Annotated in this window: 19 protein-coding genes and 3 tRNA genes; 10 read left to right on the top strand and 12 right to left on the bottom strand. The window is 55.0% G+C overall.

Going from position 1 to position 19,758, the window contains the following annotated elements:
- Positions 1–5 precede the first annotated feature (5 nt).
- Positions 6–923, bottom strand: coding sequence for a ribokinase (gene rbsK / locus AC1MDE_RS17035; RefSeq protein WP_058959386.1), 918 nt, complete (start codon positions 921–923; stop codon positions 6–8).
- A gap of 361 nt (positions 924–1,284) precedes the next feature.
- Between rbsK and deoR the strand changes: the two genes are divergently transcribed.
- Complete coding sequence (deoR, locus tag AC1MDE_RS17030; RefSeq protein WP_058959460.1) at positions 1,285–2,049, top strand: DNA-binding transcriptional repressor DeoR; 765 nt, start codon at positions 1,285–1,287, stop codon at positions 2,047–2,049.
- A gap of 2 nt (positions 2,050–2,051) precedes the next feature.
- Here deoR and AC1MDE_RS17025 read toward each other — a convergent pair whose 3' ends face one another.
- A complete protein-coding gene (locus AC1MDE_RS17025) occupies positions 2,052–2,999 on the bottom strand; it encodes a 2-hydroxyacid dehydrogenase (protein ID WP_479398002.1) in 948 nt (315 codons plus the stop codon).
- Between the two features lie 185 nt (positions 3,000–3,184).
- Here AC1MDE_RS17025 and ettA point away from each other — a divergent pair, with 185 nt between their 5' ends.
- Positions 3,185–4,852: an energy-dependent translational throttle protein EttA gene (ettA, locus tag AC1MDE_RS17020; RefSeq protein ID WP_072017012.1), complete on the top strand. Its 1,668-nt coding sequence runs from the start codon at positions 3,185–3,187 to the stop codon at positions 4,850–4,852.
- A gap of 52 nt (positions 4,853–4,904) precedes the next feature.
- Here the strand turns inward: ettA and nadR are convergent, their stop codons facing one another.
- The 3 genes from nadR to serB form a co-directional block, all read right to left on the bottom strand.
- Entirely contained in the window at positions 4,905–6,131 is a 1,227-nt protein-coding gene (gene nadR / locus AC1MDE_RS17015) for a multifunctional transcriptional regulator/nicotinamide-nucleotide adenylyltransferase/ribosylnicotinamide kinase NadR (protein ID WP_058959387.1), read from the bottom strand.
- A 176-nt stretch (positions 6,132–6,307) separates the two neighbouring features.
- A complete protein-coding gene (gene radA / locus AC1MDE_RS17010; protein WP_038649226.1) occupies positions 6,308–7,690 on the bottom strand; it encodes a DNA repair protein RadA in 1,383 nt (460 codons plus the stop codon).
- 13 nt (positions 7,691–7,703) lie between these two features.
- On the bottom strand, positions 7,704–8,681 hold the full coding sequence (serB, locus tag AC1MDE_RS17005; protein ID WP_058959388.1) for a phosphoserine phosphatase: 978 nt from the start codon (positions 8,679–8,681) through the stop codon (positions 7,704–7,706).
- A 107-nt stretch (positions 8,682–8,788) separates the two neighbouring features.
- Here serB and AC1MDE_RS17000 point away from each other — a divergent pair, with 107 nt between their 5' ends.
- Positions 8,789–9,466 (top strand): YtjB family periplasmic protein, encoded by a 678-nt coding sequence (locus AC1MDE_RS17000; RefSeq protein WP_480344882.1) that lies wholly within the window; start codon positions 8,789–8,791, stop codon positions 9,464–9,466.
- On the opposite strand, the gene yjjJ is transcribed toward AC1MDE_RS17000, so the two are convergent.
- The 4 genes from yjjJ to AC1MDE_RS16980 all read right to left on the bottom strand — a co-directional run bounded on the left by yjjJ (position 9,463) and on the right by AC1MDE_RS16980 (position 12,431).
- A complete protein-coding gene (gene yjjJ, locus AC1MDE_RS16995; RefSeq protein ID WP_058959390.1) occupies positions 9,463–10,785 on the bottom strand; it encodes a type II toxin-antitoxin system HipA family toxin YjjJ in 1,323 nt (440 codons plus the stop codon). The genes AC1MDE_RS17000 and yjjJ overlap by 4 nt on opposite strands.
- A 128-nt stretch (positions 10,786–10,913) precedes the next feature.
- Complete coding sequence (gene yjjG, locus AC1MDE_RS16990) at positions 10,914–11,597, bottom strand: pyrimidine 5'-nucleotidase (RefSeq protein WP_058959391.1); 684 nt, start codon at positions 11,595–11,597, stop codon at positions 10,914–10,916.
- An 11-nt stretch (positions 11,598–11,608) separates the two neighbouring features.
- Positions 11,609–12,049, bottom strand: a complete 441-nt coding sequence (gene rimI, locus AC1MDE_RS16985; RefSeq protein ID WP_058959392.1) for a ribosomal protein S18-alanine N-acetyltransferase — start codon at positions 12,047–12,049, stop codon at positions 11,609–11,611.
- Entirely contained in the window at positions 12,021–12,431 is a 411-nt protein-coding gene (locus AC1MDE_RS16980) for a DNA polymerase III subunit psi (protein WP_058959393.1), read from the bottom strand. The genes rimI and AC1MDE_RS16980 overlap by 29 nt, the downstream gene beginning before the upstream one ends.
- 106 nt (positions 12,432–12,537) lie before the next feature.
- Between AC1MDE_RS16980 and rsmC the strand changes: the two genes are divergently transcribed.
- From rsmC to AC1MDE_RS16960, 4 genes are all read left to right on the top strand, one after another.
- Positions 12,538–13,572: a 16S rRNA (guanine(1207)-N(2))-methyltransferase RsmC gene (rsmC, locus tag AC1MDE_RS16975; protein WP_058959394.1), complete on the top strand. Its 1,035-nt coding sequence runs from the start codon at positions 12,538–12,540 to the stop codon at positions 13,570–13,572.
- Positions 13,573–13,713: 141 nt separating this feature from the next.
- Positions 13,714–13,800 (top strand) — tRNA-Leu (locus AC1MDE_RS16970).
- 30 nt (positions 13,801–13,830) lie between these two features.
- Positions 13,831–13,917: transfer RNA gene (locus AC1MDE_RS16965), tRNA-Leu, on the top strand.
- Positions 13,918–13,956: 39 nt separating this feature from the next.
- Positions 13,957–14,043, top strand: a tRNA-Leu gene (locus AC1MDE_RS16960).
- Positions 14,044–14,152: 109 nt separating this feature from the next.
- Here the strand turns inward: AC1MDE_RS16960 and AC1MDE_RS16955 are convergent.
- Positions 14,153–14,437 carry a DUF1435 domain-containing protein gene (locus AC1MDE_RS16955; protein WP_034826266.1) on the bottom strand — a complete coding sequence of 95 codons (285 nt, stop codon included), beginning with the start codon at positions 14,435–14,437 and terminating at the stop codon, positions 14,153–14,155.
- A gap of 229 nt (positions 14,438–14,666) precedes the next feature.
- Here AC1MDE_RS16955 and AC1MDE_RS16950 point away from each other — a divergent pair, with 229 nt between their 5' ends.
- The 3 genes from AC1MDE_RS16950 (at position 14,667) to AC1MDE_RS16940 (ending at position 17,265) form a co-directional block, all read left to right on the top strand.
- A complete protein-coding gene (locus tag AC1MDE_RS16950) occupies positions 14,667–15,761 on the top strand; it encodes a GGDEF domain-containing protein (protein ID WP_034826268.1) in 1,095 nt (364 codons plus the stop codon).
- A gap of 149 nt (positions 15,762–15,910) precedes the next feature.
- The gene (gene fhuF / locus AC1MDE_RS16945) at positions 15,911–16,705 is read left to right on the top strand and encodes a siderophore-iron reductase FhuF (RefSeq protein WP_058959395.1); all 795 of its coding nucleotides are present in this window, start codon (positions 15,911–15,913) and stop codon (positions 16,703–16,705) included.
- A 95-nt stretch (positions 16,706–16,800) separates the two neighbouring features.
- Entirely contained in the window at positions 16,801–17,265 is a 465-nt protein-coding gene (locus tag AC1MDE_RS16940; RefSeq protein ID WP_034826269.1) for a YbaK/EbsC family protein, read from the top strand.
- Here the strand turns inward: AC1MDE_RS16940 and AC1MDE_RS16935 are convergent.
- Complete coding sequence (locus AC1MDE_RS16935; RefSeq protein ID WP_182057222.1) at positions 17,262–18,515, bottom strand: MFS transporter; 1,254 nt, start codon at positions 18,513–18,515, stop codon at positions 17,262–17,264. The genes AC1MDE_RS16940 and AC1MDE_RS16935 overlap by 4 nt on opposite strands.
- Before the next feature lie 253 nt (positions 18,516–18,768).
- Positions 18,769–19,752 carry a nucleoside hydrolase gene (locus tag AC1MDE_RS16930; protein WP_038649259.1) on the bottom strand — a complete coding sequence of 328 codons (984 nt, stop codon included), beginning with the start codon at positions 19,750–19,752 and terminating at the stop codon, positions 18,769–18,771.
- Positions 19,753–19,758: the final 6 nt, after the last annotated feature.

Below are 19,758 nucleotides of genomic sequence, written 5' to 3'. Positions count from 1 at the left end.
CGACCTCAGTTTAGGTTGAGAAAACGCTGGAAGGTTTCCGCGTCCGGGTAGGAACGTTGCGTGCCGCGTCCAGTGACGCTGCAGGCGGCATAGGCCGAGGCTTGCGCCATCGCCGTGGGAATATCGCCGGTCTTCACCAGCGTGTGCGCAAAGCAGCCGATAAAGGCATCACCGGCACCGCTGGTGTCCACCGCCTTCACTAGCGTTGGCGCGACCTGATGCAGCGTGTCGCCCGCCATCCACAGTGAACCGCGCGCACCCAAGGTGATAATCAGGTTTTTGAGGCCGCGCTTGAGCAGCGTCTGGCCTGCACGGATCACTTCATCATCGGTTCCGACCGGCATGCCGGTGAGGATCTCCAGTTCGGTTTCGTTAGGCATAAAAAAGTCGCACTTGCAGGCGTAATCGATATCGAGATTCGCCACTGCCGGCGCCGGGTTGAGGATCACTTTGATGTCGTGCTGACGGGCAAAATCAATCGCGTAATAAACGGTTTCCAGCGGGATTTCGAGTTGCAGGATAATCAGTTGGCACGCTTTCAGCCCCTCGGCCGCCGCATCAATATCGGCCGGTTTGAGCTGCTGGTTGGCGCCTTTGATGATCAGAATGCGGTTCTGCGATTGATCATCAACAAAGATCGGCGCCACGCCGCTGGAAGTGCCCGGCGCGGTGGTGACAAATTGGGTATCGACGCCCTGTTGTTTCAGGTTCGCCACGGTGTTCGGCGCAAACAGATCGTCACCCACTTTGCTCACCATCATCACGCTGCCGCCCATTTTCGCCGCGGCCACCGCCTGATTTGCGCCTTTGCCACCACAGCCGATGGCGAAATCAGGCGCTTCCAGCGTTTCGCCCGCTTTCGGCATCTGATTGGTGTAGGTAATGAGGTCCACCATATTTGACCCAATAACCGCGATATCCATTGTTTACTCCCCGGTGAATTTTTAGCATTTAAATGTTATTTAAATCACACTAACAGGTATACAAAGTGATCTGTGTGACAAAATTCACATCCTGAGCAGCGTATGAAAACGATTTTTCTGACAGAAAGGCCCGCAACGATGTTATTATTTTAACAAAACAACATCAGCGCCGTTGACGCTTTCAGCGCGGTGTGGGAAGTTTGCGGGGCGATTTCATTACAGGTAAGATTGAAAAACTGCCGGCTAGATAAGTCGCAAATCATTAAAATATGAGAAATTTACCTTGGTTTGTCGGTGGCGCTTCTCTCGCGCCGACGGGTAAACTTTTCCCCCTCAGGATAGCCATAACACAGAGATGCTCATGGAAACCCGGCGCGAAGAACGTATTCACAAGCTGGCGCAAGCACTGAAGCGCACCGATAAGCTGCACCTGAAAGATGCGGCGCAACTGTTGGGCGTCTCAGAGATGACTATTCGTCGCGATCTGACTGAGCCAGCTTCGACGGTGGTCCTGCTCGGGGGCTACATTGTCAGCGATCCGAAAAGCCATGCCGGGCACTATTTCGTCTCTGACCAGCACGGGCAAAACGCCGCACGCAAACAGCGCCTGGCGCAGGCCGCAGCCAGTTTGATCAGCGAAAATGACACGGTGTTTTTCGACTGTGGCACCACCCTGCCTTATATCGTAGATGCAATTCCGGACACGCTGGCGTTCACCGCGATTTGCTGCGCCATGAACACCTTCCTCGCGCTGAAAGAGAAACCCGCCTGTAATGTGATATTGAGTGGCGGCGAGTTTCATGCCGATAACGCGCTGTTTACGCCGATTGGCGCGCACTCGATCCTCGACGATCTCTGCCCGACGCTGGCCTTTATCTCAGCCGCGGGGATCGATCCGGAACAGGGCGCAACCTGCTATAACATCAATGAGCTAGCGATGAAACATCACGCCATGCTGCGTTCGCGCACGCGCGTGTTAGTGGCGGACAGCAGCAAATTTGGCAAAGTGCTGCCCGCGCGCATTGGCGAGCTACGCCGTTTTGATTTACTGGTGAGTGACAGCGCGCCAGAACCGGCGCTGAAGAGCTGGCTGGCGCAACATAACATCCCGCTGCGCCTGCCTTAAAATTATGCCTTGCGATCGATCACCGCGTCGCCGTCGCGCAGACGGCGCAAGTTATTGCAGATCCCTTTGATAATTCCCTTCATTGAGACATCGGTGACGCCGCCAATGTGTGGCGTCGCGATCACGTTATAGCGGAACACCGGATCTTGTGGATCGGGTGGTTCCTGCCAGAACACATCCAGCCCGGCTCCAGCCAATTTTTTTGTCTCCAGCGCTGCCAGAAAGGCCTGTTTCTCGATCAGTCCACCGCGTCCCAGGTTGATCAGGAAGCTGTCTGGTTTCATCTGCGCCAGCGCATCGGCATTAATGATGTTATGCGTCGCAGCATTGTCAGGCAGACTGAGCACGACAAAATCGGCTTGCTGCAACAGTTCCGGCAGCTGCGCCATATTGCCGACCCAGTCGAGTTGATGTTGACGCGCAAAAGCTTCATCCGATTCACGTTTTACCCCGATCATGCGCATACCAAACGGAGCAAGTCGCTTCGCCAAAGCTTTGCCGATGCCGCCCAGCCCCACCAGTCCCACGGTTTTGCCCATCAGGCCTAAGCCAATGGGTTGACCCAGTCTCTGCTGCGCCAGGCAATCGGCGATCTCATGCTGGCGACGTGCCAGCCCAATCATCATCCAGATCCCCAATTCCGCCACCGAATCGGCATTACCGGAATGGTCGGAGGGAACATTCGCCACCATAATGCCGGCCTTTTTGGCCGCTTCAAGATCGACACCTTCCAGCCCGACACCCGCCTGCTGCACCAGCTTCAGGCGATCGGCCGTGGCGATCAGTCGGGCATCCACCCGGCACATACCAGGAATTAGCGCATCAAAACCGGCCAGACTCTCCGCCGCATGGCCCGCCGAGGCAATAAACTCCATATCCGGTAACGTCTGACGAATGGCCGGAATTAAACCGCCCCAGGCATGTTCATCTGCAGCAATTAGCACTTTCATCGAACCCCCTCCGTTTTCCAGGCAAAAAAGCAGCATAGCGACTGTTGAGTGAGAATCAATCAGTTATCCCCTGTTCAACCCCACTCCAGAAGATTCAACGCCATGCGGCTGTGATTGCCAGGTGAAAACGGCTAAACTTCAGCATCTGAGGTTCCACCATTCACAGACCAGAGGCTCATTACAACGTGGCTCAATTCGTCTATAGCATGCATCGCGTCGGCAAAGTGGTTCCGCCGAAGCGTCACATTCTGAAGAACATCTCTCTTAGCTTCTTCCCTGGCGCCAAAATCGGTGTACTCGGCCTGAACGGCGCGGGTAAATCCACCCTGCTGCGCATCATGGCCGGTATTGATACCGATATCGAAGGGGAAGCACGCCCACAACCGGGCATTAAAGTCGGCTATCTGCCGCAGGAACCCAAACTCAATCCAGAGCACACCGTGCGTGAATCTGTGGAAGAGGCGGTTTCTGAAGTGGTTGGTGCGCTGAAGCGTCTCGACGAAGTGTACGCACTGTATGCCGATCCTGATGCCGATTTCGACAAACTGGCTGCCGAACAAGGTCGTCTGGAAGAAGTGATTCAGGCGCACGATGGCCATAACCTCGACACCCAGCTGAACCGTGCTGCTGATGCGATGCGTCTGCCAGACTGGGATGCCAAAATTGGCAACCTGTCCGGTGGTGAGCGCCGCCGCGTCGCGCTGTGCCGCCTGCTGCTCGAAAAGCCAGACATGCTGCTGCTCGACGAACCGACCAACCACCTGGATGCAGAATCCGTGGCCTGGCTGGAACGTTTCCTGCACGACTTTGAAGGCACCGTGGTGGCGATCACGCACGACCGTTACTTCCTCGATAACGTTGCAGGCTGGATTCTGGAGCTGGACCGCGGTGAAGGTATTCCGTGGGAAGGTAACTACTCTTCCTGGCTGGAACAGAAAGATCAGCGCCTGGCGCAGGAAGCTTCTTCTGAAGCGGCGCGTCGTAAGTCGATTGAAAAAGAGCTGGAGTGGGTACGTCAGGGCGCGAAAGGCCGTCAGTCTAAGGGCAAAGCCCGTCTGGCGCGTTTCGAAGAGCTGAACAACACCGAATACCAGAAACGTAACGAAACCAACGAATTGTTCATTCCACCAGGTGCGCGCCTCGGCGACAAAGTGCTGGAAGTGACCAACCTGAGCAAATCGTATGGCGACCGCGTACTGATCGACGATCTGACCTTCTCGGTGCCGAAAGGCGCGATTGTCGGCATCATCGGCCCGAACGGTGCCGGTAAATCGACCCTGTTCCGCATGATGTCCGGTCAGGAACAGCCCGATTCTGGCACCATCGAGCTGGGCGAAACCGTCAAGCTGGCGTCTGTGGACCAGTTCCGTGACGCGATGGACAATTCGAAAACCGTGTTTGAAGAAGTGTCAGGTGGTCAGGACATTATGCGCGTCGGCAACGTTGAGATGCCAAGCCGTGCCTATGTCGGCCGCTTCAACTTCAAAGGCACCGATCAGGGCAAACGCGTTGGCGAACTGTCCGGTGGTGAGCGTGGTCGTCTGCACCTCGCGAAACTGCTGCAGGTTGGCGGCAACCTGTTGCTGCTCGATGAACCGACCAACGACCTGGACATCGAAACCCTGCGCGCGCTGGAAAACGCCCTGCTGGAGTTCCCAGGCTGTGCCATGGTGATCTCGCATGACCGTTGGTTCCTCGACCGTATCGCCACCCACATCATCGATTATCAGGATGAAGGTAAGGTAGAGTTCTTCGAAGGTAACTTTACCGAGTACGAAGAGTACAAGAAACGCACCCTCGGCGCTGACGCGCTGGAGCCAAAGCGTATCAAGTACAAGCGTATGGCGAAGTAATTGTCATGATGTGAAAAAGGCGCCGATTGGCGCCTTTATTATTGCTGTAAGGTTAAGCCCCCAGCATCTGCTTCACCAGCTCAACGCAGCGCAGGAAGCGCGTATCGTAGTCATCCTCTTTCACATGAACGAACTCAATGTTGTTTTCACGCAGCATGGTCACCAGCATCGACTGGAATTCGCGGCGATCCATTGAGCTGCCCAGGCTGCGCAAACCGTCTGCCACCCACGGCACGTTGTTTTCCAGCAGAATCACCAGATCGAAACGGTACTCATCGATCAGCGCCTGCACAAACGGGTGCTCGCGCCCTTCATACTTGAGGCAAAACGCCTGTGTGGTAACAAAATCGGTATCGATAAACGCCACTTTGCTGGCGTATTTCACTGCGAAATCAATGTACTGCGCCTGCCCTAAGGCAATCTTGTCGTAGTCAGAATACTGCAGCGCCATCTCATCGCCACCGAGGTGCGAGAAGACATAGTCGCGGCCATATTCCCACGCGCTGGTGGTATTGAAGATATTTGCCAGCTTGTTGACCAGCGTCGATTTTCCGCTGGATTCCCCGCCAAGGATCGCCACGGTGCGCACAAAGAACGGCTTCACTTCGGTGGGAATATATTCCCAGTAGCGGAAGGGATCCTGGCGAATCTGCCCGCCGCTGATGTTCATAAAGGATCGATGGGGATCGATCACCACCGTCGAGATGCCGAGATGCTGTTGATACATCGCCGCATCCGGCTCTTCACTGGTGTAAATGCAATCCGGCTCAATGCCCTGCTCGGAGAGGAATTTCTTCACCCCTTCGCTCCACACATCCCAGCCGTGTGGATAAGGTTCGATCCCCTCTTCATCAAACGAGTGGATGCGGATGTTCTTCTGGTACTTGAAGGTCTGTAACAACCAACGCAGACGATCGCTGACGGTTGGCTGCTGTGACATGGCGCTGTTTTCAAACAGCTCACGATCGCGCGGATCGTCATGCCCCATGATGATGTGCAGCTCATCCACCTGGCTGCAGGCGCGCTGGATCAGATAGATGTGGCCGGTGTGCAGTGGGTAGAACTTACCGAACACCACGCCAACGGTTTTGTCACGACGGGGGAATTCCAGCCCAAGAAATCGATGCAGTGCTTCCAGCTTTTGCGCGCTGGGGCTTTTGATTTTGGCATTCAGCAGCTGGCTTAAATAGCCTTTGGTCATCCCGCTGGCATCTGCAACCTGCTGCAGCGTGTGACCCTGCTGGCGTATGGCGGTTTTCAGGTAGTCGAACGATGACATTTGGTGCCTCCTGCATGGGAAATAATGGGATGGGGTATGCGCTGGCCCTCACCCCGGCCCTCTCCCGTTTACGTGAGAGGGCAAAGTCTGTGCGGTACGTTTATCAAGATGCGCATGAATGCGCACGCTACATTGACGGTGAATGGCGGGGACGGCAGGTATGCCGCCCGGCGAAATTACAGCTCGTCCAATATCGCCAGTGCATCCGCCAGCTTTTTGGCGCTATACACTTTCATGCCATCGATGGCTTTTTTCGGTGCATTGCCCGCCGGCACAATCGCGCGCTTAAAACCGTGCTTGGCCGCTTCGGATATGCGCTCCTGACCGCTGGGTACCGGACGAATTTCACCGGCCAGCCCTACTTCACCGAAGATCACCAGATCCTGCGGCAGCGGACGATCGCGCAAGCTTGATACCATTGCCAGCAGTAGCGCAAGGTCAGCACTGGTTTCGGTGACTTTCACACCGCCGACTACGTTGACGAACACATCCTGATCCGCCATCTGCAAACCGCCGTGTCGATGCAGCACTGCCAGCAAAATCGCCAGACGGTTTTGCTCCAGGCCAACCGCAACGCGACGCGGGTTGCCCATCATCGAGTGATCCACCAGCGCCTGAATCTCCACCAGCAGCGGGCGCGAACCTTCCCACACCACCATAACCGAACTGCCAGAGGTGACTTCATCGCCGCGTGACAGGAAAATGGCTGACGGGTTGCTGATTTCACGCATGCCCTGCTCGGTCATGGCGAACACGCCCAATTCGTTCACCGCACCGAAGCGGTTTTTATGACTGCGCAGCGTGCGGAAACGGGAATCGGCATCGCCATCCAGCATCACTGAACAGTCGATGCAGTGCTCCAGCACTTTTGGCCCGGCCAGCGAGCCATCTTTGGTCACGTGGCCGACCATCACAATCGCCACGCCGCGTGTTTTAGCGAAGCGCGTCAGGTAAGCGGCAGTTTCACGCACCTGCGCTACGCTCCCGGGCGAAGACTGGATATCCGCCATGTGCATCACCTGGATGGAGTCGATTACCATCAGTTTCGGCTGCTCCTGCTCGGCGATCAGACAGATCTGCTCGATGCTGGTTTCCGACAACATGTTCAGGTTTTCGGTGGGTAATCCCAGACGATGGGCGCGCATTGCGACCTGTTGCAGCGATTCTTCACCGGTGACATACAGGGTTTTCATCCCTTCGGACAGCTTGCACATCACCTGCAACAGCAGCGTCGATTTACCGGCTCCCGGATTACCACCGATCAAAATCGCACTGCCTGGCACTACGCCGCCGCCCAACACGCGATCAAACTCTTTGAAGCTGGTGGAGAAACGCGGCACGGCTTCGAGGCTGATTTCGGACAGCTTTTGCACCCGGCTGGGTCCCGCGCTACCGGCATAGCCGCTCAGACGCTCGTTACGCGCTGCTGCAGGCGAGGCGGCAATACGCACCTCGGTGATGGTGTTCCACGCGTTGCAGGCGCTGCACTGCCCCTGCCAGCGTGGATAATCTGCGCCGCACTCGTTACAAACGAAGGCGCGTTTTGCCGCTTTGGCCAAATCAAATCCTCAGTTAACGCTCTTCGTGAATCAGGCTGCCGGTCAGGATGCAGAACACACCCATCAAATCGGCATGGCGGATAATGATCGACGCCTGCTCATTCACTTTGGGCTTAGCGTGGTAAGCGATACCCAATCCCGCCGCCTTGATCATCGGCAGATCGTTGGCGCCATCGCCAATCGCGACAGTTTGTTCTGGCGCAATGTCATGGCGCTCGGCGAGATTTTTCAGGGTATCGGCTTTAAATTGCGCATCAACAATCTGCCCCAGCACTTCGCCCGTCAGCTTACCATCGCGCATTTCCAGCTCGTTGGCGACGGCCGCCGCCAGATGCAGTGTCTGACGCAGATAATCGGCGTAGTAAGTGAAGCCGCCGGAGGCAATCGCCACCTGCCAGCCCAGCGCCTGCAGTTTATGCACCAGCGTGGTCAGGCCTGGCATCAGTGGCAGCGTATCGCGTACTTGCTTAAGGATGTTGGCATCAGCGCCCGCCAGTTTTGCCACGCGCTCACGCAGGCTGGCTTTGAAGTCCAGCTCACCGCGCATCGCGCGTTCGGTGACTTCTGACACCTGCTCGCCGCAGCCCGCCAGTTTGGCGATCTCATCGATACATTCGATCTGAATCGCGGTGGAATCCATATCCATCACCAGCAATCCTGGGGTTTTCAGATGCGGGATCTTGCCAAGCGGCGCCACATCAAATCCCACATCGTGCGCCAGTTTGGTCGCACGGGGCGTCAGCGAACCGGCCAGACGAACCACCTGATACTCATCGACATTCCAGGCACTGACGATCACCATCGCCGCACCCAGCAGATGCTGATAATCGGTCAGTTTTTGTTTATCGAGTCCGCGCCCATACAGCAACCAGCCAGTCCGACCGGCACGGTAATCCAGCGGCATCACTTCATCACCGCTGAGAGAGAGGGGTAGACCCGGCCAGAGTGAAACATCGGCGGGCAGATCGCACCAGGTAAGACGATTTGGCATTACAGCTCCTGTAGGGACAACAAAACCACGCAAGAGGCTACCTTGTCTGCGCGGGTTCTGGCAACATAATTGCCAGCCTTTCTGCTGTTACGTCACACGGGTTTCTGATGGTTAAAACCGCACTGAAATTTCGCCTGCATCGCACGGTGATTGTTCTTATCTCGCTGGCCCTGTTAGTGCTGCTGATGCAAGGGGCATCCTGGTTCAGTCTCGGCCACCAAATGGCCCGCTCTGAGCAGGTGGAAGAACTCGCGCATACGCTGACGCGCCAGGTGGCATTTAGCCTCAAACCGCTGATGGACAACAGCGACGACAACCGTACGCAAATCGAAGCCATCCTTAATCAGATGACCGATAACAGCCGCATTCTGGATGCCTCGGTGTATGCCGACGACGGCAGCCTGGTGGCGCACAGCGGCGAAAGCATTAACGTGCGCGATCGTCTGGCGCTGGATGGTAAACGTGCCGGCAGCTACTTCAACCATCAAATCGTGCAGCCGCTGGAAGGCAAAGAGGGACCGCAGGGCTTTCTGCGCGTGACGCTGGATACCCACGTGCTGGTCACCGAATCACGCCAGGTGGACAACACCACCAACATTTTGCGGTTGATGATGCTGCTGGCGCTGGCGATTGGCATCATCCTCACTCGTACGCTGCTGCGCGACCGCCGCACCCGCTGGCAGCAATCGCCGTTCCTGCTCACCGCCAGCCGCGCGGTGAAAGAGGATAAGGAACGAGAGGAAGAAGAAGCGGCCACCACCTCAGAGAATGAAAAAAGCCGTTAAGCCATTTTATGGATGGTCTCATCCAGCGTATCCAACTGCTGCAATGCTTGCGTGGCGATACGCTGGAAATTGGCGCTGAACGTTTCGTCATCTGCAATCGCCTGCCAGTATGTTTTCGCCATTCCACAAGCTGTGCGCCACACTTCACCCGGTAATGAGATATCTAACTTTAATGCCAGTTCATCACGCATATGCCCCTGCGAGTTAGGAGCCAGTGCCATTGGCAGCATGTCGTAGGCAGGTGTCAGATTGAATGTTTCCCGGTCGGTGAAGAAAGATAAATTCCCTGCGTGCATATCACTGTTACCAATCAGGCAACCAAATGCCCATTGCAAGGTGCCATGCTCTAAAGCGACATCATCAATGCGCTGCTGATGGTGCAGTTCACGCAGTGCAGCAGGCCAGTGTTGTTGATAACCAACAAACTCTGCGCTGACGGCCTCAAGTGAACTCATCTCGCGTCGACCACGCTCACCGATGCGATCAAAACGCTGTACTTCAAGAAATAGCTGCTCTTCACCTGCAATCAATTGGCTTTGCGCCGCCGTCACCCCTGCGGCTTGAAGATGCAGCAATGCCAGATGTTCCGCACGGAGCAAATCACGCCAGCGCTGCGCATTATCGCTGTGGCGCGACACAGTGAATTTCACCAGACAGTGACGATCGCCATTCGCTGTCGTGGCATAGCAGAGAAATTTCGGTTGCTCGCCGCCCGCCGATGACCCTGGCTCATCGCCACTTAGCGCATGCAGTGCTCGCTGCGGGTAAGATGACGCTTTCTCTTCTTCACTGATGGCGCGCGGTGCTTCCTGCTCTAACCAACGCTGATAGGTGCGCTCACCGATGATGAATGCGCCTGGCATGTCGACGCCACCGCTTGCCAGCGCCATTAAACACTGATCGTCACTCCACAGGCGAATGTCGTCATTTAATCCCAATGGATGGGCATTCTCTCTGCCCCACTGACGACCAATAAAACCTTGCGGGCGCATATCCTGTAAAAACCACGGCAACCCTTCGTAAAAGTGGCCTCGCCCCTGCTCATCGTTATGCAGGCAACTGCCCTGCGGCCAGGTCGGTAACAAAGTGCCTGCGGGCTGCGCCTGGCCATGTGCAGAGATGCGATACAGCGGGAAGCGGTCTTCACCGCGAATCGGACGGAGCAAGGCATAGCGCGACGCGCGGGCTCTGCCCCATCTCACGATTTGGGGCTGTTGCCGTAATTGCCGCGACAACGTCGCCTGACTGATGCCAGAGCGTTGCAGTAAATCGGCTGCACTGAGCGGTCCCGCCAGCAGCAAGCTTTGCAGATCGACCATTGTCGTTCACCCTATCAGCGCCTGATGAATAGATTAGTGAATAGATTTATGCATAGATTTTATCATAAAAAAAGCCCGCACAGCGAGCTTCTTCCAATCATCACAACGTTAACGGTGAATAGATACTTTTAGCGTTCTGTCAGCAATGCCTGCAGCTCAGCCAGCGTCTTCACCTGCCAGGTCGGTTTGATATGTTCAGGCAGTGGACGCGTGCCGTGATCGATCCAGCAGGTTTTTAGCCCGGCATTCATCCCGCCCAGAATGTCAGACTCAGGGGTATCACCGACCATCAACACGCGGCTGCGATCCGGGTTGCCAAGCAACGCCAGCGTGTGGTCGAAAATCGCCACATCCGGCTTCGGTACGCCGACCTGCTCAGAAATCACCAGCTCATCAAAGAACTCGCGGAATCCGGTACGTTCCAGACGCGCCTGCTGCAAAGCGGTGAAGCCGTTGGTAATGATGGCGATCTTCACCTTTCCCTTCAGCGCATTGAGCAACTCAGCAGCACCGTCGAGAGGCAGGCAAATATCTGCCATGGCACTGAGGAAATCACTGTTCAGCACTTCAGGCGCGACGCTGAGTTTCTCACCCCACAAGGTGAAACGACGTGTTTGCAGCTGCAAGGCTGAAATGGTGCCGTTTTGATAATCGACCCACAGCGGTTTGTTGATCGCCTGATAATCGGCGTAATCCTGATCGCTGAAGTGCACGTCATAGCTGGCAAACATGCGCTGTAAACCGGCGTAAGCGTCAAAATGAAAAAGTGTGTCATCCGCATCAAACAGGATGCAGTCCCAGTCGTTTAACATAGTGTCCCTTTTTAGAGAGTGAGCGCCATGATAATGGCATCTTCACGGCCGTTGGCGGTGGGATAGTAATTGGGTCGTACGCTGACCTGATGGAAATCAAGTTGCTCATACAGCGCAATTGCCGGGTGATTCGAGGCTCGCACTTCCAGCCACAGCGTCAGCACTTCGCGCTTTTCCAGTTCAGCAATCAAATGCTGCAGCAGCTGGCGCGCATAGCCACGGCGCTGAAAATCGGGATCGACCGCAATGTTGAACAGCGAGGCTTCATCCAGCACCACTTGCGTAATGGCGAACCCTGCCAGTTTACCCTCGGCTTCCAGACGATAATTCACAAAACGTTCGCCCTGATTACTGGCAAACGTCTGCTCGCTCCACGGAAAGGCGTGGCTGCGACGTTCAATGGCCAGCAGCTGCGGCTGGTCTTCAGGGGTGACTAAAGAGATGGCTGTCATGGTTACACATCTGTTGCCACAGGGCGCGTTTTGCCGCACCACTGCTGATTAATTCGTTGAAAACGGCGGTGGAAAAGGTGATGCCGTTAAAGGTGTATTCGCTCTCGACGCCCAGCAACCAACCGGCACAATCCACCTGCTCAGGCAGCATCGGCAGCTGTTCCGGCGTCAGCGTCATCACCTGCGAAGGCTGAATATTCAGGGCATGCAGGACATCGCGAATTAAGGGTTCCTGCAGCGCGGGAGCATGTTCCGCTACCATCACCAGGCGGGTGTCCGGGGCCAGCGTCACGGCAATTTCACCCTGCAGCACGCGCGGACGCCGCAATTGATACTGCGTAATCCCCATTTGCTGTAGAAGCCAGTCGCGCCTTGTGCTCATGCTATTACCCGTTATGCTGCCAGAATGCGACGCTATGCTAGCAAACCCATCGAACATGCGCCAACAAAGCACTATAATCCCCGCTCTGATTTAACAGGAGCGTTCCATGTCTGCTTTTACCCCGGCCAGCGAAGTCATTCTGCGCCACAGTGATGAATTTACCGCCCGCCATGTTTTGTTTGCTGGCGACCTGCAGGATGACCTGCCCGCCCAGCTGGAAACCGCATTAACGCGCGTGCACACCCAGCAGTACCATCACTGGCAGAACCTGAGCCGTCGCCTCGGTGAACGTGCGGTTTACAGCATGGTGGCCACTGCCGCCGATGTTGAAGGCTGCGATACGCTGGTTTACTTCTGGACGAAGAACAAGCCGGAAGCGCAGTTCCAGCTGCAAAACCTGCTGTCGCTGATGCCGGTCGGCTGCGATATCTTTGTGGTCGGTGAAAACCGCAGTGGCGTGCGCAGTGCGGAAGGCATGCTGGAAGACTGGACGAAACTGGAAAAAGTCGACAGTGCACGTCGTTGCGGTCTCTATCATGGTCGTCTGGATACACAGCCAACCTTTGATGCCAGCAGCTACGGCAATACTTACATGATCGAGCACCTCACCATCCACACGCTGCCGGGTGTATTCAGCCGCGATGGTCTGGATATCGGTAGCGATCTCCTGCTCTCCACGCTGGAGCCGCACTTCCGTGGCAAAGTGCTGGATATCGGCTGCGGCAGCGGCGTGCTGGCCACCGTGATGGCACAAATCTCCCCGCGCGTGCGGTTGTGGCTGTGTGATGTGCATGCCGCAGCGATTGAAGCCAGTAAACTGACGCTGGCCGCCAACGAACTGGAAGGGGAAGTGTTCGCCAGTAACGTCTTCTCGGATGTCACAGGCCGTTTCGATATGATCATCTCTAATCCACCGTTCCATGACGGCCTGCAAACCAGCCTTGATGCGGCCAACACGCTGATTCGTGGTGCCTTGAAGCATCTGAACAGCGGCGGTGAACTGCGTATTGTGGCTAACGCCTTCCTACCCTATCCGCAGATTCTGGATGAGACCTTCGGTAACCACGAAGTGCTGGCGCAGACCGGACGCTTTAAGGTCTACCGAGCCGTCTACGGACGCGGCACCAAAGCGCGTAAATAACCCATTTTGCGCTTCCCGACGGTGAAAATGTTGTTTTTTGCAGCAATCGTTTCATCGTCGTGAAATATGTATTGACGCAAAGAGTAAAATCTCTAGAATGCGCCTCCGTGGTTAGCAATACTTTAGAGTGTTGCAGGGTACGCGACGGTGGCGGAATTGGTAGACGCGCTAGCTTCAGGTGTTAGTGTCCTTACGGACGTGAGGGTTCAAGTCCCTCCCCTCGCACCAATAATCACAAAGTTTATATCATAGCACTGAGCGATGGTGGCGGAATTGGTAGACGCGCTAGCTTCAGGTGTTAGTGTTCTTACGGACGTGAGGGTTCAAGTCCCTCCCTTCGCACCAATGCGATGGTATAAACAAGACAAGTAAAGACAACACAATGCGATGGTGGCGGAATTGGTAGACGCGCTAGCTTCAGGTGTTAGTGTTCTTACGGACGTGAGGGTTCAAGTCCCTCCCTTCGCACCACGTTGTCTGAATTGCCTGCCCCTTCTGGTAGTAAAATCCCCATTTGAATCAAAAGAAAATATCACGCACTGAGCGTGATGTTGTCGTTTCTGTCATCCTGAAAGCAGGATCAGATGATATGGAAATTCACGGTGACCGCCGCCGCCCCGCCCGCCAATGCCAGACAAGAAGGCAGCAGCAAATAATGACGCAGACGATGATGGAACAACATCACTACTGTCAGCAACAGCGCAACAATCATCACCACGCGCCACTGGCTGAAACTCGGCTCCCACAGCGCAAAAATCGGTAAAGCCGCACAGGGCAACAAGACTCCCCAACCGCTGTCTAGCCGCTTACCCATCATCCAGCTCACGCCCCATAAGCCGCAGGCAGCCATCATCGCCATGATCATCGCGCAACCCTCAAATGATAAATATTCGTATTATCATATGACAATATTTCTCATCTTGCAGCGAATTTTTTATCGAGGGATGCGTTGGATGACAGATTTACTGGAAAATGCTAAATTGCCGCCGATAACTATTTCGATAACACGTCAATAACGTGCTCACTATCCGATTTGCGGGAGTATTTCCCACGGGTAGCGCTTTGATATTTCAGGGCTGTGAAGAGTAATAATAATGAAATTACAATCTTATGATGAGTTGAAACACAGCAAATATCGGCTTTCGCTGATGCTCTTTTTGTTTTTAAATGTCGCCGTTTCGCTTTTTTGCCTGTTACCTTTTTTAGGCACAGATAGCCCGGTAAGCTCGCTGCCAGTAGGGATTGTCGCGGCTTTCAGCCTGACATTACTGACCGTTTGTCTGATGATGCCAAAACGGAAATTACCGCTATTAAATCCTGTTGCCATGATATTAGGTGCGCTCTGGGCATGGCACATTAACCACAGGTATCATCAGGTTTTTTATTTTGATGGCAGTTTTTTAATAATCAGCTTGTTAAGCGTATTTTTTGTCAGTGCCATTGCGCTCAGTGATTATTTGATCGCATTTTGTTTACACATTACGCCCCCCGTATTAACCGTATTGTTATTAGATGATGGTCAGCATTTAATGATGATCATTTTTACGATCACGCTGCCGTTGATTGGTTTCTCGCTGCATCATTTAATGCGCCGCCGCTTTGATACTTTTACCCGACGACTGGTTAGCCAGTTATATGAGGAAAAAGAGAGTTTTAGCGATTTGAGTATGCTGGATCCGCTCACTGGTTTGTATAACCGCCGTGGCCTGAAAAATCGCCTCGACACCATCCTGGAAAACCACGCGGGCAGTCATTACGTACTGCTGCTGGACATTGACCACTTCAAAGCCTACAACGACAACTACGGTCATGCGATGGGCGATCAGGCGCTGGCGCGGGTATCGGTTGCCATTCGTGATGCCGTGCGTTCACGCGATGTGGTAACACGGTATGGCGGTGAAGAGTTTCTGGTGCTGATGACCAACGTTAACGCATCGATTGCGATGAAGCTGGCGGAGCGCATTCGTCAGTACGTAGTGGACCTCGAAATCCCGCATCGCTTTAATGAAAAGGTCTCCACTCATGTCACCATCAGTGCCGGGATCGCGCCTATTTTTGGCGATGAGTTTGACCAGGCGGTGGCAAATGCTGACCGCGCATTATACGTCGCGAAAAATCAGGGGCGTAACACCATACTCGCCTGGGAAGATTTGCCGAGGCTGACGCAAGTCAGTAATGACCTGATGTAACCGGTAGATGAGCGAAGCCATTTATCACGGAGCGGCATCGGATCCTGATAAGTGGCGCCATCCCCCTGCATCGCTTGATGACATCTTGTTCGCATTGACAGTAACGATTATCATTTGTCTCACGATTCCCGTTATCACTCAGGACCGGCATGACCATCATCACGCGTCAGGATCATCGCTTTAGCGACCATCCTCTGATCTTTATGCAGAGCGACCGCAGCTTAGCGAGCGCACTGGAAGATCTGATGCGTGATCAACGAAGCTACATGCTGGATAACGTCAAACTCGGCCAGGCCGCTCCCGCAGGGACCTTGACGCTGGCCGAGTGGTCCACTCCGCTGCACTATCGTCGCCTGACACAGCGCTATAGCGATTATCTCTATCGCAATCACCCTGATGTGCAACAGGAAGCCAAACCGCTGCAGTCACTTTGGGCACAATGGTATTTTGGCTTGCTGTTGGCCCCGCTGATGCTAATGTTGCTGCAGGAGCCGCGGGCATTGAAGTGCGCACCCCATCTGATTCATGTGGAATTTCATGAAAACGGCCATCCCTGTGCTTTCTGGATTGATGTGCAGGAAGATGAAGAGGCGCGTTACCTGAGTGCACAGCAGCGCATTGACCGCCTGATTCAGCAATGCCTGATCCCGGCTGTCAACGGCATGACGCAGCAAGGTGATATCAACGCCAAACTCATCTGGAACAACATGGGTTATTCGTTTTACTGGTTCCTCGGTGAACTGAAAGGCCAGTTATCCGCGCCCGTCATCACTCAGCTGGAACAGGCATTGTTCTTCACCCAGACGCTGCTGGATGGCAGCGACAATCCGCTTTATCGCACCATGATCCCGCGTCATGGCGAGATGGAACGTCGCAGTTGCTGCCAGCGCTATCGCATTCCGGACGTGGAACGCTGTGGTAACTGCACGTTAAAAGTGGTTTAACCTGCGCGCATTCTGTTACAGATTCTCTTTTTATCCCGTTTACACTTTTCCCCCCTTATGGCAGCTTTTAGGCTCTGTTTTTACCGGAGAAAAAAATGAGCCTGGAGTCGGTACGGCACTTCTTTGCCGAACATGCACCGGATATCGACATCATCGAGATGCCGGAAAGCACCGCCACGGTAGAACTGGCCGCACGCGTCCATGGCGTGATGCCGGGGCAAATCGCCAAAACCCTGTCGTTGAAAGTGAAGGATGCCATTGTGCTGATCGTCACGCGCGGTGATGCCCGCCTCGACAACCGCAAGCTGAAAGCCGCACTCGGCGCTAAGGCCCGCATGTTGAGTGTGGATGAGGTGGTGAACTGGACCGGGCATCCGGTGGGCGGCGTCTGCCCCTTTGGACTGGAAAATCCGCTGACCGTTTATTGTGATGTGACCCTGCGCGGTTTTGATGAAGTGCTGCCCGCGGCAGGTTCGATTCACAGCGCAGTGCGCATTTCGCCGCAGCGCATGGCTGAACTGACTGCGGCGAAATGGGTCGACGTCTGCGAGGCGCTTTAACGCTGTTCGCGCGCCACCGCACCCGATATTTCAATACCCCGCGTCTCTCGCCCAAAGGCGACAAACACGCAAATCAGCACCGCCACCGTACCGGCAACGATCGCCATCCCCAGGCCGTAGTTGCCACCGTGCGCCTCGGCAATGCGTGACTGCAAGGTCGCATTGACCGAGGCAATCAAATTACCCAACTGGTAAACAAAGCCCGGCAGCACGGCGCGTGCATTCGCAGGCACCAGTTCGGTAAGATAGGTCGGCACCACGCCCCACGCGCCCTGCACCATAAACTGCATCAGGAACGCGCCGATGCCAATCATCCAGGATCCGCTGGAGAACGCCCACAGCGGCAACACCGGCAGCGCAAGGAAGGAGGCAAGGATAATCGCTTTCTTACGGCCAATGCGTTCTGACAGCGCACCAAAGGTAATCCCGCCCAGCATCGCCGCAATGTTATAGCTGATGGCGATGATGCTCACGGTGTGCGGATCAAACTGATGCTGCACTTTCAGGAAAGTAGGATAGAGATCCTGGGTGCCATGGCTAAAGAAGTTAAAGCACGCCATCAGCAGCACCATGTAGATGCAGATTTTCCAGTGCTGACGAATAATCGGCAGCAGCGCCGTGCTCTCTTTACGCTCGCGTGCAGCCAGCCAGACCGGGGATTCCGGCACTTTAAAATAGATAAACGGCAGCAGCAGAATCGGCAATGCGCCAATCAGGAACATGCCGCGCCAGCCTACCGACTCGAAAAACAGCCCAAAAATGATCGAGGCCAGCAAGTAGCCACAAGGGTAGCCCGCCTGGAAGATGCCGGACATCAGCCCACGCGAGCGATCCGGAATGGTTTCCATTGCCAGTGACGATGCCACGCCCCAGATGCCGCCCATCGCCACGCCGTAAATCACGCGGAAGGCGAGGAAGGCGGTGAAGTTCGGTGACCATGCAGAGAGCAGCTCAAACAGTGAGAACATCACGATATTGAGCATCAGAATCGGGCGGCGGCCATACTTCTCAGCCAGACGGCCAAAAATCAGCGCGCCAATTGGTCGAACCGCCAGCGTGAGCATAATGGCAACAGAAACATCGGAGACGCTGGTGTTGAAATACTGGGCAAGATCGCTGAGTACAAACACCAGGATAAAGAAGTCGAACGCATCCAGCGTCCAGCTGGCGAAACTGGCAAACGCCACGTTTCGCTGGGTCGCAGTCCAGTTGAACATAGGGGTATCCTGTCTGATTAGCTTCCGGTTCATTGACCAGAATTTATTGGAACGTTATCCGGCGAATGATTTCGCTGGTTATTATTGTGTTAACTATTTGTTTATAGCATGTCAGAAAGGGGGGCTGCGGCGGGGAATTGTCAGGGAGTGATTCGCGGTGTAAGGAAGCGTGTCATCGAGTGAAACATGGCACCGCCGTACAGCAGTGCCATCTGAAAAGGCAAATTCCTGGCGGTATGGCAGGAAGACGGGTGCGGCTCAGTATGCCGCACCCATCTATGGGCATTCAGCGCTGCAGTTGATTAAACGCCTTCTCAATCATCTCCAGCAGCAACGGATTGTTGACGTTCTGCATCACGTGCACCAATGCCCCGGTCTGCTCCGGCACGCCAATGTCCAGGCGCAGTGGCGACCGATACCGCCAGCTCTTGCCGCGCGTTGCGCCAGCGCGTAACTCAATATCGACAAAGTAATCCACCCCATCCGCCACGCGCTGATTCAATAGCCAGGCAATCACCAGCGCATCGTGGATCCAGCAGCCTGGCAGATGGCGGGTGCGAATCGAGTAATCAATCCACGGGCGCAACGTTTCACGGACAAATTGCGGTAACGGATGATCGTTGGTCGTCAGACGATTAAGATCCTGATGGGTCATCAATGTTTGCGTCGTGGCGTCCATCGGCACCAGCGTGATGGCTGCACCGCTGTGCAGCACCTGATGCGCCGCTTCGGGATCCAGACCAAAGTTGGTGTCTTTAATGTAATCATCTAAAGCGAACACACCGCCCATAATCACAATTTCTGCCACGGATTCAGCCATCTGTGGATAACGCTGCAACGCCTGCGCCACGTTAGTCAGAGGACCGATCGCCACCAGCGTAAATTCGCCGGGATTATCGCAAATCAGCTGGCCCATTACGCCTGCGGCATCATTGCCATCTGCCGCGAGCAACTGCGGCTTACGCACGCCCCGCCACAGTTCAGCGAGGTTCGCATCCTTGACGCCATCGAGGCGTGCGCGCCAGGGGGCGGGGTCTTCGCGGAGTGCCTGTAACGCGCCCTGCACCACGGGAACATTGAGTCCTAATCGCTGGAGTAAATCTTTGGCAACCTGCGCCCCTAACGCACTCGGCGTGTTGCCCGTGACGGTGGTAATCAGTTCAACCGACAGCGAAGGTGATGCCAACGCCAGTGCCAGCGCCAGGCCGTCATCGGTATTCGCCCCTGCAATTCCGTTTCCCGGATCACAATCAATAATCAGTCTTTTCATGATGTT

The sequence above is a fragment of the Pantoea folii genome (genome assembly GCF_056678875.1).
The sequence above is the reverse complement of the archived record's forward strand: the minus strand, read 5'-3'. Positions and strand labels throughout refer to the sequence as shown.